The organism is Pseudomonas sp. PAGU 2196, from assembly GCF_022179005.1.
In the GTDB taxonomy this organism is placed as follows: Bacteria; Pseudomonadota; Gammaproteobacteria; order Pseudomonadales; family Pseudomonadaceae; genus Aquipseudomonas; species Aquipseudomonas kermanshahensis.
In genome coordinates this window covers 145,191-161,154 of sequence record NZ_BNTL01000005.1, presented here as the reverse complement: position 1 = coordinate 161,154, position 15,964 = coordinate 145,191, and the positions used below count along the sequence as shown (strand labels likewise).

At 59.0% G+C, this 15,964-nt stretch carries 10 protein-coding genes; 3 read left to right on the top strand and 7 right to left on the bottom strand.

Translation table 11 applies throughout. The annotated features are described in order from the left end of the window. The 5 genes from adhP to MFF34_RS06090 all read right to left on the bottom strand — a co-directional run bounded on the left by adhP (window position 1) and on the right by MFF34_RS06090 (window position 4,836). Entirely contained in the window at window positions 1-1,011 is a 1,011-nt protein-coding gene (adhP, locus tag MFF34_RS06110; protein ID WP_238211189.1) for an alcohol dehydrogenase AdhP, read from the bottom strand. Window positions 1,012-1,131: 120 nt separating this feature from the next. Further along, on the bottom strand, window positions 1,132-2,331 hold the full coding sequence (locus MFF34_RS06105) for a type II toxin-antitoxin system HipA family toxin (protein WP_238211187.1): 1,200 nt from the start codon (window positions 2,329-2,331) through the stop codon (window positions 1,132-1,134). After that, on the bottom strand, window positions 2,328-2,579 hold the full coding sequence (locus MFF34_RS06100; protein ID WP_238211185.1) for a helix-turn-helix domain-containing protein: 252 nt from the start codon (window positions 2,577-2,579) through the stop codon (window positions 2,328-2,330). Before MFF34_RS06100 ends, MFF34_RS06105 begins: the two co-directional genes overlap by 4 nt. Window positions 2,580-2,800: 221 nt before the next feature. Beyond that, a complete protein-coding gene (locus MFF34_RS06095) occupies window positions 2,801-3,130 on the bottom strand; it encodes a hypothetical protein (RefSeq protein WP_027596171.1) in 330 nt (109 codons plus the stop codon). A gap of 35 nt (window positions 3,131-3,165) precedes the next feature. Next, window positions 3,166-4,836 carry a hypothetical protein gene (locus tag MFF34_RS06090; protein ID WP_238211176.1) on the bottom strand — a complete coding sequence of 557 codons (1,671 nt, stop codon included), beginning with the start codon at window positions 4,834-4,836 and terminating at the stop codon, window positions 3,166-3,168. Between the two features lie 363 nt (window positions 4,837-5,199). Between MFF34_RS06090 and MFF34_RS06085 the strand changes: the two genes are divergently transcribed. From MFF34_RS06085 to MFF34_RS06075, 3 genes are all read left to right on the top strand, one after another. Continuing rightward, window positions 5,200-6,195 (top strand): 5'-nucleotidase, encoded by a 996-nt coding sequence (locus tag MFF34_RS06085; protein WP_238211173.1) that lies wholly within the window; start codon window positions 5,200-5,202, stop codon window positions 6,193-6,195. Window positions 6,196-6,259: 64 nt separating this feature from the next. Beyond that, window positions 6,260-6,520, top strand: coding sequence for a helix-hairpin-helix domain-containing protein (locus MFF34_RS06080; protein ID WP_238211171.1), 261 nt, complete (start codon window positions 6,260-6,262; stop codon window positions 6,518-6,520). Beyond that, window positions 6,517-7,002, top strand: coding sequence for a GNAT family N-acetyltransferase (locus tag MFF34_RS06075; protein ID WP_238211170.1), 486 nt, complete (start codon window positions 6,517-6,519; stop codon window positions 7,000-7,002). The genes MFF34_RS06080 and MFF34_RS06075 overlap by 4 nt, the downstream gene beginning before the upstream one ends. 76 nt (window positions 7,003-7,078) lie before the next feature. Here the strand turns inward: MFF34_RS06075 and MFF34_RS06070 are convergent, their stop codons facing one another. Then, complete coding sequence (locus MFF34_RS06070) at window positions 7,079-12,211, bottom strand: RecQ family ATP-dependent DNA helicase (protein WP_238211168.1); 5,133 nt, start codon at window positions 12,209-12,211, stop codon at window positions 7,079-7,081. A gap of 14 nt (window positions 12,212-12,225) precedes the next feature. Further along, entirely contained in the window at window positions 12,226-15,738 is a 3,513-nt protein-coding gene (locus tag MFF34_RS06065) for an AAA domain-containing protein (RefSeq protein WP_238211167.1), read from the bottom strand. Window positions 15,739-15,964: the final 226 nt, after the last annotated feature.

Below are 15,964 nucleotides of genomic sequence, written 5' to 3'. Positions count from 1 at the left end.
TCAATCGGCGAAGTGGATCACCATGCGGCCTTTGATCTTGCCCTCTTGCATCTCTTCGAAGATGTCATTGATGTCTTCGATCGGGCGCAGAGTCACCTTCGGTACCACCTTGCCTTGGGCGGCAAACTCGAAGGCTTCGCGCAGGTCTTGGCGGGTGCCGACCAGCGAACCGACAACCTCGATACCGTCGAGTACCAGGCGTGGAATATCCAGGCTCATGGCTTCTGGCGGCAGCCCCACAGCCACGAGGCGACCGCCCGCGCGCAGTGCATCCACTGCAGAGTTGAACGCGCTCTTGGCCACTGCCGTGACCACGGCAGCATGGGCGCCCCCGGTCTTGGCCTGGATGACTTTCGCGGCGTCTTCGTCGCGCGGGTTGACCACCAGGTCGGCGCCCATTTCACGGGCGAAGGCCAGTTGATCATCGTTGACGTCGATGGCAATGACACGGGCGTTGAAGACGTTTTTGGCGTACTGCAGGGCGAGGTTGCCCAGGCCGCCAAGGCCGTAGATGGCCAGCCATTGCCCAGGGCGGATATTCGATGATTTCACCGCCTTGTAGGTGGTCACGCCGGCGCAGGTGATGCTGCTGGCGGCCGCTGAATCCAGCCCATCCGGCACTTTAACCGCGTAGTCGGCCACCACGATGCACGCCTCGGCCATGCCACCGTCGACCGTGTAGCCGGAGTTTTTCACCTCACGGCACAGCGTCTCGTTGCCGCTGTTGCAATATTCGCAGTGCCCGCAGCCCTGGAAGAACCACGCCACACTGGCCCGGTCACCCGGCTTGAGCGACGTGACACCCGGCCCCACTTCCACGACCACGCCAATCCCTTCGTGGCCCAGAATCACACCCGTCTTGTCGCCGAAATCGCCATTCTTGACATGCAGGTCGGTATGGCAAACGCCACAGCACTGCATCTTCAGCAACGCTTCACCGTGCGCCAGCGGCCGCAGTGTTTTCTCCACCACGTCCACGCGACGCCCTTTGGCAACGACAGCAGCTTTCATAAACACCTCCGTGTCTGTCTGAGTGAGCTTGAGAGAATGCCCGGATCAGCATAGTGGCGGATGGACGAAGAGGCGTTGCTTCAGGTCAGGTTTTGAAGGGAATCCTGGGGGAGCGGCAGGCTAGCCAAAGGTCCTGATGAACGGCCCTGCAGATTGCCGAATGGCACCCACCACACTGGGAGCCTGCTCGCAGAGTTCAGCAGAACGAGCAAGAACTCGCTCAAGCGCCTGTAACTGCTCCTGGATGATCTCCTTGGGGCGAGCCACATCACAGGTATCAGCGAAGTCCATCAATCCTTGCCGCGAAGCGAACAATGACTTACTGCCGCACAGGTCCAGTGCCAGTACATCTTCAGGGATGTAGGCTGTTGTATTGACGATGTCGTATGCCGGTGCCAGCCGTGCGTCCCGTTGAGACGGATCGGAATACAACAATCCGAAGTTTTTCAAATGCGCATCGCCATTACCGACAATACAAGACAGGCTCACCATGGCAAACAACTGCGCCAGTGAACCTTGCACCTGCTCGGGTGGGCAGAACAGGCGAATGGTCTTGGCAATTGCCGCATAGCTCTTGCTGTATTTCTGCTCGGCGGCAAGCCCCATCAGCGCTGCCATGTCTTCAAAGCCAATGGGGTCGAGTTGCTCATCACGGTCGAAGCGGCGCATGACGAACAGCTTGGTATTATCGGACAGGTAGAACTCGGGTACCGGAATTCCCACATCCTTGGCCACAGACATGCAAAGGAACTCATTGATAGCCAACCCCGGAAACTCGTCGCGCCCGCTTTTAATTATCAGGTCGGAGGTTTTCGAGGTAAAAGGTTGCGGTGTACTGCTCGGCGCTTCTGGTACCAGTACCTTGGGCTGCACCCCTGATATTCCAGCACGCAAGATGTACCGGTCCACCAGACCAGCAAAGATATCGTCAGCGCCATCCCAAGTCAGAATTTCCTCTAGTCGCTCACCAGGAAACTGCTGGCGGCGCAAGAGCGCATCCACCTCAGCTGAACTCACTGCCACGCGCCCGATAGGGGAACTGCTGCCCGAAAGCGCCAACAGCAACATCGGATCGACATTGGCGACCTTTGCCAAACGGTTATGTAATTGTTCCAGAACATAGCCCTCAGGCAAGTTCATTTGGAAAATAGGATGCAGGTCCCGATGACGGTAATCATCCAGGCGTACCGGCATTAAAAGGCTGATCGCAGCATGAGCATCAGCACTTTCGTGGTAGCGAAACACATAGTCGCCAGCGGAATTGAAGATTTTCCCGCTTTCCCCTCCCGGTGTTGCAACCCGCAGCGTGGCCGCCTTCACTCGAATACCCCCTGGATCTCATCTAACGTGGGCATGGCTGCGGTCACCAACGCGAACTCGCAGTCCAAGGCGCCCACCACTCGCACATAGGCAGCCATGCCGACAGATAGGTCGCCCCGCTCGATCGCGATAACCTTCTGCCGAGTAACGCCGGCCAACGTTGCCAGCTTGGCTTGAGTGAAACCAAGGCGGCGGCGGCGCTGCCGAACCTGCTGGCCAAGGCGTACAACGATAAATGAGGGGTCCATGTTCTGTATACGTAACAAATAAGAGTTAATGTAACGTATACATGACCTTTAACAAATGTCAAAGCTCTGGGATATCGCCTTCGTGTTTGCAGTGCATAAGAATAGCCTTGTGATGCGATGCGGCCGGTGAAAACGCACCGAATATTCACTGCTTTCACAGGCCTTTTCGCAGCACAAGGCTGCTCCTACCCGACGATGGGCCGCAGAGCGGCCCGGTAAGGTCAGTCGACGCGCACGAACACTTGCTTGGCCATGTTGTTGCCACCAATCGACTCAAGACGCTTGCCGCCGTCCAGCACGCGGACGTTGATCAGCGCGACACCGTTGGCATCACGGGCTACAACCACGTCGTCCTTGCGCTCCCACTCGTCGACCTTGATCTTGTTGCCTGCCGCAATGATGTAGTCGCTGGAGAACTCGACCGTCTGCTTGCCTGCGCTGTAGCCCATCACGCTGGTCGTGGCCTCGTAGGTGCCATCCAGCGCGTCGTTGCCGCAGCCAGCCAGTACACAGAACGGCAGTGCTGCCAGCACGTATTTAAAGTGACGCATAGGTAATCCTTGTCTGTAGATCCTGAAAGAAACAATCAACCCTTGGCGGTGCCCACCAAGGAATCGATCAACATCGCCGAGGCCGTGTCGCCGTTTTCCAGCACCAGCTGGCGAATCGATTTGCCGAACGCCGCCAGCGGCGTGTCGAAGGTGAAGTCGGACTTGCCCTGGTAGCTGGCAGCGAAGCGGATCACGTTCTCGGACCAACCCACCCGCTGCCCGGCTGCCGCCAGGTTGTAGCTGCCGAAGAAGGCCGCGGCCACCGGCGTGGTGCCATCGACATCGGCTGCATTGAGGTCAGCGCCCGCCGCGACCAGCGCTTCGGCGTAGCTGTGGTTACGCTGGGCCATGCAGGCATGCAAGGCCGTCTCGCCGCCGTAGGCCTTGGCGTTGACGTCGCTGCCCTTGAGCAGTGCCTGGAACAGCGCTTCAGGCTGCTGGCCGGCGCCATGGCGGCGTTGCAGGCTGCCGGCTTTCTGGCAGAACACCGACAGCGCGGTGTCGCCGTAGACGTTGTGCGCCTTCAGGTCTTCCTTGCCCGCCAGGGTGATCATGTGCGCGAAGCTGCACGAGCTGTAGTCGCTGCCCGCCAGGCAGTTCATCAGGCGCGTGTTGCCGTTGATATCCCGCCCCATCGGGTCGGCGCCAACCGAGATCAGGTAGTCGTAGGCGTTATCGGCGACCACGGTGATCAGCGGCTTGTTCTCGTAATGCAGGCGTTGATTGACATTGATGCCGGCGCTTTTCAGCAGGTAGGCGAAGGCGTCGAGGTCCTTGATCTCTTTTGCCCAGTCCGACGTACGCGCCTGGCCCTGGGCGGCGTCCCACAGGCGCATGGCCATGGGCGAGGTGTCTGGCGGGCTGTCGACATCACGTACCTGGGCCGAGCCAGGCTGATAGTTGACCCACACGCCAGCCTGCTTGTCGTCCTTGTAGCTGCCCTTTTCGGACACCGTGCCGGCAGGCCAGCCGCGAATGAAGTACACCTCGTACAGGCCGTTTTTTTTGCCTGCGCTGTACTCGACCTTTGTAGCCGGCACCGACGTGCCATCAGTGAACGACGTCCAAGTCTCACGCACGCCATCGAGCTCGCCAGCCTTGTAGGTAGCGCGGTCCTTCAGTGTGCCCTGATAGTCATAGTGCTCCACCAGGCCATCGAGCTTGCCGGAACCATCGCTGGCGAAGGTCTCCAGCAGGGTGAGCTTCTGCTGGCCATCGACCACCTTCCACTCGCGCTGGGTGCCGACACGGATCGCGCGCTTGCGGAAATCAACGGTCGGGATCTCTGTGCTGTCACTGACCTGCAGGCCTGTGGCGCAGTCGTAGTGCTGCTCGCTGCGGCGCCCGCCTTCGAGGGTGATGACGTTGTCCAGGTGCTCGGCGAACTCGCCCTTGCACCAGGTTTTCTTGGGCCCGACAAATGCACCGTCCTGCAACTGGCCTTCAACCAGCAGCTTGCCGTCCTGGTCGAACTCCTTCCATTCTCCGACCACTTTGCCATCTTCGACCTTGAACGCCTGCAGCACCCGGTCACCCACCTTGTGCACCACGGTGCCGTTCAGCCGCTCGCCCGACTTGCGCTCCAGGTACAGCGCATGCGGCGACCCGACAGTGCCGGTGTAGCTGGTGACTTCGTCGAAGTTGTATTCGGAGTTGCAACCTGCCAGGGCGGAGGCCAGGGCACAGAGAACGAAACGCTTTTTCATGAATATCCTTGTTGAAATGCGTGCAGCCTGTTGCGGGGCATGGCTTCGCCAACGCCCAGCAATGGCCTGGATGCAACGGAGTTAATGCAATGCGCAAAATGGCGGGCAGTGCCGCTGGAGGGCATCGGCTAGAAACGCATCAAGAAACTTGCCTTTCCATGGTTAACCGCTCTGGAATGCGGGTTTCGGCGGAATTATACATAGTAGCCTAACGATGGCAACGCTAATGATCTGTGCCGCGTTTGCAAGCATGCGCCTTCCCTGTGGGCTTGCCCGCGAAGGGGCGCGGAGCGGCTCCAATTAACCATCACCCGTCTGCATACCCGTATACTCGTCACCTGCACCCCTCAAGGAGCACGTTCAATGCCCTACCCCATCGAACACAAGCTGGTCATTGGCGTGGCCTCCAGTGCACTTTTCGACCTCACCGTGTCTGACGACATCTACAAGGCCGACGGCGTCGAGGCTTACCGCCAGCACCAGGAGCAAAACCTGGATGAACCCTTCCCGAGGGGCGTTGCGTTCCCGTTCATTCGCCGCTTCCTCAGCATCAACCAGGCCTTCCCCGACCAACTTCCCGTGGAAGTGGTGTTGCTCTCGCGCAACTCGCCCGAAACCGGCTTGCGCGTGTTCCGCTCCATCAGCCATTACCAACTGGACATCACCCGGGCCGCCTTCATGTCCGGCCGCTCGCCACACGAGTACATCCCGGCCTTCAACGCCTCGTTGTTCCTCAGCGCCAACGAGGACGACGTGCAGCGCGCCATCGACGCCAGCTACCCCGCTGGCCTGGTGCTGCCGACGCGCATCTACGACGATGAGATCGACACCGAGCTGCGCGTGGCCTTCGACTTTGACGGCGTGATCGCCGATGACGAAGCGGAAAGCGTGTACAAGGAGAACGACAACCTGGACGACTTCCAGGCCCACGAGCGGGCCCGCAAGGCCATCCCCCACCAGCCTGGGCCACTGGCGGACCTGTACCGCAAGCTCTCCCACATTCGCACGCTCGAAGACCAGAAGCTGGCACAAGACCCGAACTACAAACGCATCTTGCGCATCGCCATCGTGACCGCGCGAAACGCGCCGTCGCACGAGCGGGTGGTGACCACGTTGAAGGATTGGGGTGTGTCGCCGGATGAGTGCTTCTTTCTAGGCGGGATGGAAAAACCCCGGGTGTTGTCGATTCTCAAACCCCACGTGTTCTTCGATGATCAACGCAGCCACCTGCAATCACCGGCCGGCGACCTGCCGATGGTGCATGTGCCGTTTGGGGTGGCAAACAGAAGTGGGGCGAAGCGATTTTCGAAACAGCCGGTGGCAACACCACAAAGCAACGCACTGGAGAAACTTGATTAGCCCCAGCAGGCCAGCGAGTTGGTAAACTCCAGCGGCAGCATTTGCCGATAACAGGAGTTTACGGATGCCATTTCCACTGACGGAACACACAGCATTGCTGGCCCTCAAGGGCGTAGGGCCAACCGTTATAGCTCGCCTTGAGCAAATGGGGATTGATTCACTGGCGATGCTTAGCGAAGCGAATGTCGATGACATTTTGGCCCAGGCATCAGCGGCCGTTGGCTCCACATGCTGGAAGAACAGCCCCCAGGCGCGGGCTGCGATCAATGCAGCTATTCAGCTAGCGAAGGAAACCCAGTTGAGTGCATCGGAGGCGCGAGAGTGAGTTGCCCTATTCGCTTGGCGAATGCAGGCGATGCCGAGGGCATAAGCCGAGTCGTGATAGCGGCCTTACGCGGGTCGAACGCGGCTGACTATGATGCCGAGACTATCTCGCGCATCGAGGCGTCTTTCAGTGCGGCGCCCATTCTTGAGATGCTGACTCGGCGGTTGGTGTTTGTGGCATTGATTGATGATGAGGTGATTGCCACGGCCAGTCTTGACGGGGATGTGGTCAGAAGTGTGTTTGTCGAACCCCAGCATCAAGGGCTTGGGGTCGGAAAACAGATGATGGCAGTGATCGAAGATGAAGCAATTGCGCGTGGGCTGAAGGTGTTGCGTGTGCCCTCCTCCATTACGGCGGAAGGGTTTTATGCAGGGTTGGGCTTTTGCACAGTGCGGGATGCGTTTTATGGGGAGGAGCGGACGGTTGTCATGCAGAAAACGCTTCCAGCCTTTGACCCTTCAGGCGGATCGCGTTTTGTGTGAAATCACCTAGACCTTGCGCTGGAGCTGCCCACTTCAACGACTCCTGTCATTCTAGCAAGTGGGCTAGTCTGCTGGCTCATGGCCTCCCGATGCAGCTCGTGCCACACACCCGCGGTACGACAATCTCCCACCGCTCAGATTTGTGCCACGTTCGATACTGCTCCTCAGTATCTTCCAGATACCGAACCAGCACCCCTGCCACCTCGCATCGCTCCACTTCAACGTTCAACACAAACGACTTGGCGGTTCGCCCAACCACACGTCCCAGCCTATCGCGTATCTCATACCGGTCACCCTGCCTCACAAGCTGCAACTCATCCCCCGGTTGCAACCCTCGCAGTGCCTCATGGATGACATCCGTCGACGCAGTGCGCCCGGCAAAACCGATATCGATGTCTCGCAACCCGAGCTGCAAAAATCGCCGCTCCAAAGCCCGGTCATGGTCACCCTTGAACACCAAGGGTGCGACGTTTGCTGTCAGGCTGCCACTGAACGGGTTAGCCGCATTGAATTCACACAACGTCAACGTCTGTTCGGCCCGCGTCATGCCTACGTAATACAGCCGACGTTCATCGTTGAGCCCGTCTGCCTGGGTATTCCAGCCGCCATCAAGCAATACCACATGCCTGAATTCGAGCCCCTTTGCCGAATGCACAGTCCCCAGATACAGGCCATTGCGTGCTTGCTGGCGCATTTCCCGGGCGTAGTCATAAAGCCATTCGACAACCGCACTGCAGCGAAGCTGGCATTCCCCCAATTCGACGTGTAACTGGGTAAAGGCCTCGTCAAAAAAACTGCGCCAGCCGGCACTGACATTCACCGAAACCTGCGCCCACGCCTCTGCAGCAGTCAGTGTTTTGCCAATATTCCGCAGCTGATCGACCACCGCTACGAAGTCACGCTGCCGTGTGATCGGCAACCCGCTGTCCTTGTCGGCAGCCAGAAAATAGGGAATGCCTGCAAGCTCGCAAACGGCCTGAACCGGCAGCAAATATTGGTGAGTACGCGCAAGCAGGGCGCAACCGTGCCAGGCGCCTTTCTCCAGCGCCAGAAGACGCTTGAGCTCGTTCATGGCGGCCTGGGCCTGAACATTGCCAACACCACTGTCAACCGGGTCAATGGCCAGGCGTGCAACACGCCCCGCACGCCCTGGGTCGAGCGATTGCCAGGCGCCACCTGGAGGGTTCGGCTGGCGACTGCGATCGATCCGGATCGGGTGGTCAACCTTCAACCGTTCGGGGTTATGGCCTACCAACTGATTGGCTGCCGCGATGATGTGCTGCGTCGAGCGGTAATTTTCGATCAAATAGCTGGTGGTGGCCGAATAATCCTCGCGAAAACGTTCGATATAACGGTTGTTGGTGTCGCGCCACGCATAGATGTTCTGGTCATCGTCACCCACCGCCAAGATGCACAAACGGCCCTCCTCGCTGGACTGCCTGCCGGCCAGTGCACTCACCAAACGGTATTGCAGCGCGTCGATATCCTGATATTCATCCACCAGAATGTAGCGATAGCTACGCAATAGCTGATCTCGCAGGTCATCCTCGCCTTCAGCCATGCCTTTGCCTTCCAGCATCAGTACGGCATTTTCCAGCACCTGCTTGAGCGCCCCTTCATCCACTCCGTCCTTGCGCTCGAAACGGGTGCCAGTCAGGCGCATGGCCATGCTGTGGTAAGTCATTACGCTGACACCGTAAGCATCCGCACCCACCAGCTGTAGAAGCCGCTTGCGAATTTCATTGGCAGCATGCCGATTGAAGGTCAGGGCCACGATCGCATGGGCCGGTACCCGCCGCACGCGCAACAGATAGGCGATGCGGTGCACGATGACCCGCGTCTTACCTGAGCCCGGCCCAGCCAGCACCAGGCGATTGATGTCGTCGTCATCGACCACCACAAGCCGCTGCTGAGTACTCAGGTCTTCGACAATCGAACGCCACGACTCCTCGCTGGTGGCGTGCTTGAGCACCTCTTCGCGGCCAGAGAAATAGCGCTGTAAAAAAGCATCTTTCGAGTCTGTGAAGTAATGCAGTACCAACTCCAGCGCACTTGCCATCGCCTCCAGGGCCACCTGCGCGTACTCACGCATCACATGCACCTGGATGCGTTTTTCGCTGTAATGCTCGACCAGGCGCAAGTAGTCGTCCTTAAGGTAACTGCCCTTTTTCTCGGCATTCACCTCAATGGTCATTGCCCTGCGCATCACTGTCATACCATGGTTAAGCGTAAGCACTTCTTGCTTGTGCAGGTACAGCAGCACGTGCTCGATGGCCCTCTGGCGCTGGTTGGCCTGCACGGTTTGAGCGAGGACGAGGTCCGAATCGATCAAGCCGGCCAGCTCACCGAAGGTACTCTGCACCATCAGGTCTTTGCCTTTTGAAGCAGGTGCCAGCTTGCTGGTCAGAAACTGCAACAACTTTGTGGCAATGATCCGTCGTTTTTCGCCAAACCGTTCGAGCTGTGCCCAGCTGTATTTACCCTGGATCCTGAGCTTGATGTAGTCATGGTTGACCTGCTTGAGTTCGAAACTGCTGCGTGGCTGGCTGTTGCTCTCGCGGTCGTAGGACAGGCTATGCAGCAGGCGCAACACTTGAAGGGGGATAAGATCTTCCTGCTCCAGCCTTGCGCGCAGGCCCGCAGTCAGTGCAGTGAGGTTCAAGTCTTGCCAGCTGCCATCGTGTGCGTCCGGCGCCAGTTCGCTGAGTAATTCGAACAGGGCCGCCTCCAAGGCCAGGGTCTGTGCCAGACGCTGGCTCGAAGCCCCCACCACGCCATGGCGCAGCAGTACGGTCAACTGGGTGTCGTTGACCAGCAACCCCAGCGCTTCCATCTGCCTTAATGTGCTGACGACCTCTTCAGAGGTGAGGCTGGTGAGTGTCATCAAGTTGTCGGTGCTGACCCGCTCGTCGGCCTCGGCGCGGTAAAGGTACTTCAGGATCGCGTCGAACTCTTCATGGCGCCGCTTCGACAGGTTGGCCTTGTGTAAACGCTGGCTGGCTTCCCCTTCGTTCAGGCTCAAACGCGCCGGGAAGATCTGGGTGCTGTTTTCTTCCCGCTTTAGGTATTGCCCGCGCTCCAGCCAGGCAACGGCGGTGACCACTTTGGTTTCAGCATCGATGTCGCCGGCATCGAACGAGGTTTCGACGTCCTCATCCATGAGGATTTCGCCTGCGGTAATCACCAATTCACCGCCCTTGCGCCTGGCGTACTCAAAACGTAGCTTGCGCAAAATTTGCTGGATGTCGCGCAGGCTGAGCCTGGAGCGCTCGCAGAGGCCGAATTGGGTTTCAATGTCTTGCGCATCGTAAAGCAGCACGCAGCGTGCGGCGCCCTGGTCACGCCCAGCCCGGCCAGCCTCTTGCAGGTAGTTTTCAAGCGAGCCTGGGATGTCTGCATGAACAACCAGCCGAATGTCGGCCTTGTCGACCCCCATGCCGAAGGCATTGGTGGCGACAATGATGCGGATACGCCCGGCCTTGAAGTCGTCCTGGATATCCTTCTTGTCATTGGGCTCAAGGCCGGCGTGGAAATGCCGGCAGGACCAACCTTGCTCGATCAGAAAGTCCGAGAGCTTTTCAGCCCCCTTACGGCTTGAAACGAACACCACCGCCCCACCTTCCTGGCCACCGAGCTCTGCTTCAAGCAAATGGTGGATCCTCGGCCACTTCTCGTCGCGGCTGCAAGGCTGTACTTCAAAACTCAGGTTGGTACGTTCATGGCTGCCCAGAAACTGGGCGAACTCGATGCCCAGGCCATCCCTGAAATGCGCCCGGATATCAGCCAATACATCCGGTTTGGCTGTTGCCGTGAAGCAACCGATTGGTGCAAGTGGTTGGTCGCCCGTGTGCTCACGAATGAAGCGCGATGCATACAGGTAGTCGGGGCGGAAATCATTGCCCCACTTCGATAAGCAGTGCGCCTCGTCGAAAATCCAGGCACCGACCTGTCGCTGCCGAATGGCACGGCGAAACGCCCTGTTGCGAAATTGCTCGGGGGATACCAACAGGATGCCGACATCCCCCATCTGGATTTTCTCCAGCACATCGGCACGTTCAGGCATCGTCAGCATGCCATTGAGCGTGGCGGCGCATTGCACGCTGCGCTCCAACAGCCCGTCCACCTGGTCCTTCATCAGCGACTGCAACGGCGAAATAATGATGGTCAAGCTACCGTTGCGATGAAAGCGGTTCAGCGCGGGGAGCTGGTAACACAGTGACTTGCCGCCGCCTGTCGCCAGAATGGCCAGCACATGTTGCCCCTGCATGCCAGCGAGTACCACGTCATGCTGCAGGCTCTCGCCGGGGCGTTCGTAGCGGAAGTCCGCAAAACCGAAGTAGCGCTTGAGTTCATGGCGTGGATCGTGGGTGGTGAGGCAGTACTGGCAATCCGCACGGCCACAAGGCACATCGCGCAGCTCACGAATAAGGCGCATCACCCCCGGAAACTGATGCCGAACCCACGGCGCGAGTACCGAGTTGCCGCCCGACACCCGTAGCCACGCCAGTGCGTAGGCCAAAGGCAAGTGCAAATCCCTCTGTTCAAGCTCAGTGCCCAGCAGTTGCTGCAAGCGGGTGTTGCACACTTTCAGATCCCGACCTGTCGACGCATCGGTTTCCGTCAACAGGCCTGGAATCAGCTGGCGCAGCTGCGCGATAGACACCGCTTGCCGGCCAGTCAGGGAGGCGAAAAAAGTGCCCAGGTCGCTGTCCAGGCCTGGGGCCAGCAGCGCTTGATAGCACAGCAACTCGGCCTGGTTGACCTCGTTCAACTGCGCGAATGCATCGCGCTGGTCGCTGAACAAAACCAGCGTTGAACGGCAATCGGCAAGCGGCGAGTTGAGACTGTCGCGGATCAGCTTGTAGTCTTTGACCAGCCGGTGGTACGGGTTCTGCGGAAACGCCAGCGGTGACAGACGCAACGTATCGATTACCGGCAGCGCATGCAGGGCCAGTGCCGGTGCCTGTTGCATAAGGATGGGCAGGTCGTGCTCGATGATATTGTGCCCCAGCAGGTAGCCAGCACCGTGCGAAAGCGTATCGACCTCAGCCAGTACCTGCGCAAGGTTTTGTTTGACCGCTACATCTATCTGTTTATCTAGGTCAGGCCTTGTGGCGCCGACTTTAATGATGCGATCGGGTTTGTCCCCCTTGGCGGGGACGACTTCCAGGTCGATGACCAGGCTATTGGACTGAAAAGTTACTGACATTTGGTTTCGGCGCCTCAGGCCCCTCCCCCATATGAAGTCACCCGACTGGCCAAGCTGCTGCGGTTGACCTGGATCTCCTCGCTGACATCCGGGCCCCGATAAACCATCGAGGTCTCGTGGCGTACATACTCACCCTGACGCTGGGCGCTCAGCCAGTTGAAAGAGCCAACACACAGCACCTCCTGATCTGCCATGACCATCTTGCTGTGCACTTTGCTGACCACACGCACAGGAAAATTTTGCGCCTGCAGGTGAGCAAGCACAGCCTCGAATTCAACCACTTTCTGTGGCTCGCCTTTGGGTTTTTGACGTGAGGTATCCGTGTTCAAGAGCAAGTCGGTATACACCTCAACCTGCACCCCACGTTGCACAGCAGCATGCATCTGCTGCAATGCTCCGGTTGTCTGCAAGCAGTGTAGCCTGACCCACGGGGTCACGATCTGTACCTGCTGGCGAGCAGTCTTCAGCGTCTGCATCAGAAACCGGTCATGCTCCTCCCACTCATGCAAATGGCTCAACCCGGTAGTTGCCGTTTGCAGGTCAAGCCTGGGCTGGTACTCGAACTGCAGCTCGCTGGCAGGGTCCGCCAGCAGGTACTTCGCTAATAGTCCGCGCGGTTTGCTGACCGGCACCTGGCCAAACACATCCATATCGCCGAACACCAGAAAACTGTCCTTGGCCCGCGAAACGGCGACGTTGAGCATGCTATCTCGGCGATCGATAAAACCACCATCGGCATGCTTGGAATACACCGCTGAGAAAATCACCACAGGCCGCTCCGCGCCCTGAAACGAATGCACCGTGCCGACGGTAATTTCGCCCGCCCCTTTACCGGCGTGAATACCCAGCGCGGTGCAGGCGTCGACGATGGCACTGGTTTGCGCACCGAATGGCGTGATCACACCAAGGATCTCAAACAGCGCCTTGCCCTCGTAACGCTGCCTCAACTCGGCTTCATTGGCCTGTATCCAGGCCGCGATCGTCTGCGCTTCAAGCAGGTTGTCACGGCTACCCTGGCTGTTTTGCTGGCATCTGCCATCGATATGCAGGTAGCCCAGGCCCGGCAAGCCCCCGTCTGGCTTCTGGCCACGCCGTGGCAGCAACTTGCCCTTGTAGCAGAGGGCATTGCAGAAGCTGATGATCGAGTCATAGCAGCGACGATGCTCGTACAGATACATGCCTCGTGCCAAATCGGGATCGTAGTGATAGCGGCTGGTCGCTTGGGCGATCGCCATGACGCTACCACTCGCCGCGCTGCGCCCACCCTCACAAAAGGCCTCGTAGTCCTCATCGACCTGGCTGTGTGAAATCAGCCCGGCGTTCGTCAAGTTACCGATATCTACCTTGGCCGGGATCGACCAGATGGGCTCTATCTGCTGCGTGTCACCGATGACAAGCGCCTGCTTGGCGAGGGCGAACGATGGCGCAGCCACCTCTGGCAGCACCTGTCCGGCCTCGTCGACAATCAGCAGGTCGATGAAGTCGATCAGGTAATCGTCGATGTAGTCGCCATCATCGTAGCGCTTGCACGACAGCTCTTTGGGCAGGCGGAAAAACGTCGAGACCACGCAAGGCGTCAGCTTCATCCAGCGACGCCAGCTGTTGACGAGGGTTTTCCTGCCGGTTTTCGTGCGGCTTTTGACAATGGCAGGCAGGTCTTCGCCTACCTCCAACAGCCAACGCCCTTCCCAGTAGTGTGTGGTCAACCGAAAAATGTCGAAGCGCAACGTCGTATCGGCCCAACCGTCGCAGTCAACGAGCGTGGCTTCAGCTGCAGGCTTGCCAATCGACCCGGCCAGCGGGCCTATCACACCCTGCCAGTGCTGCAGCGAACGCTGTTGCGCCTCAAGCAGTTGCTGTGCAGTTTGTAACCGGGCAGTTAGCTGTTGATGCTGTGCACGCGCTTCATTCTCGGCCGCCACCAGACGGCTTTCGATTTCACTCAAGCTCGAGGCATTGTGCAGCGGGGTATCGGCGCCATCGAGCTGCAGCTTGGCCAGCCGAAGCCGCTTGGCCGCCACGGGGGGGATCCAGCTGAATAGGCTGTAAAACAGCGACTCGTGGGCCAGGTAATGTCTGAAATTTTTCAGCCGTTTCTGTACGTTTTCCAATGGCTGCACATGGCCAGCCAGCGCCGCGTTTCGTGCTTGGATATCAGCCTGCGGGTCGTCGCCCAACGCTGCCTGGACAGCTTCCCGTGCCAAACTCAGGGCAATCCACGCCTGTTCGATAACAGCAAGTTGCTGCTGACGACCGACGATCTGCTGACGCATTAGGTCCACCGCACCCTTCACGCTCATCTCTTGAACGCCTGGGAACGCCAACGCTGCGTGCTCCAGATAAGCCTGCTGCGCCCTCTCCAGGTACGCCACTGATTCCAGTTCGGCGAAGAAGCTTTTGGTCTGGAAGACAGTGGCCATTTCCGCTTCGGCCGAGGCTCTCGGAAAATAAGCACCGAAACTATGAACGTCGGGCAGCCAACGTCCCGCGAAAGGCCCACTACCCTCGGCGAAATCTTTGCCGAATGCCGCGATGATATTGGTGACTGCCTGGTTGTTAGTGGAGCTGGCAACTATTACCGGTGGCTCGCCGCCCTCCACGGCAGCCTTGGCCCACAGCGATGCGACCACCGACAACACCAGCGTCGTCTTACCCGTACCGGGCGGGCCGTTCACAGCCAGTACCTCGCCCGCCTCGCCTGCCAGTAGATGAGCCAAGGCGTCACGCTGGGCCGGCGCCAGTGCGTATTCGTCACCCGCATGGCCAAGCCGTGCGGCAAACAGGCTATTGGCAGGCAGGCAGGCTTCGTCCAGGCTTGGGGCGCGCTGAGCGAAGCGCTCGAACAGCGCTACGGCGGGCTTGTGTTGGCGCAAGTAGTCGTACAGGTTGACGATGTTCTGGCTGAAGCCGTCGGCTTTGTCTTCTTTGAACAGCAGGCCGTGCTCAGCTCGACTCAGGCCGTCTGCCGTTGGGTCCCAGCCTTTGCCGACCTTGAGCAACATCTTCCAGCAAAAACGCATGAACAGGCGCCATTGCTCGTGGTGCTTCTGCGCATCCAGCACCTGCTCCCCTTCGGGAGGGGAAAAGGCAGGTACCTCCCTGGCGTTCAAGAACTCATCAAGCACCGACTGCGCGCCGATGCAGAACGTGCCCCTGTCGAGCGGTTCGAGAATATCGCGTGGCACGAAGGTCTGGCTGGTTGGATAAAGACGACCATCCCGCGCAACAAGCACAGTGCACATCACCGGCGTGACCGTGGCTGGTATACCCGAACGCGTCTTGCCGTGTTCCAGTTGCGCTTCGAATACCCAAGGCCGAAGGGTGACCTTAACTGTCGCAGTCGAGGCGGGCTCGTCGGTGAACAAGGGGTCTGCCAGTTCCACAGGCAGGCAGCCTTTGTTGACGTGCTCCAAAAGTATGGGGGTCAGTGCCTTGGATTTATCGGAAGTTAGTGCGCCATTGCCGTTTTCAGCGTCAGCGAGGGAGTTACGCCAGTAGGTGGCGAGTTTTAGGGCGTAATCGTTCATCGTCCTGATCTGATGCGGACCGTCACTCACTGTAACGGTCGTAAACGAATGGATTGACGCTGGGGGAGCTGGGTGCAGCGGGGCGTCGTTATTTGGGGATGGTCCTCAGCTGTAGGGCCGCTGTCAATTACTGATTACCGATGCAGCCCTTGCCTTACGCCGCAGTGCCCGCGCCGCAACCAACGGGCGTCACTCAGCACCCGGCGGGATTCCATCCTTGTTCTTG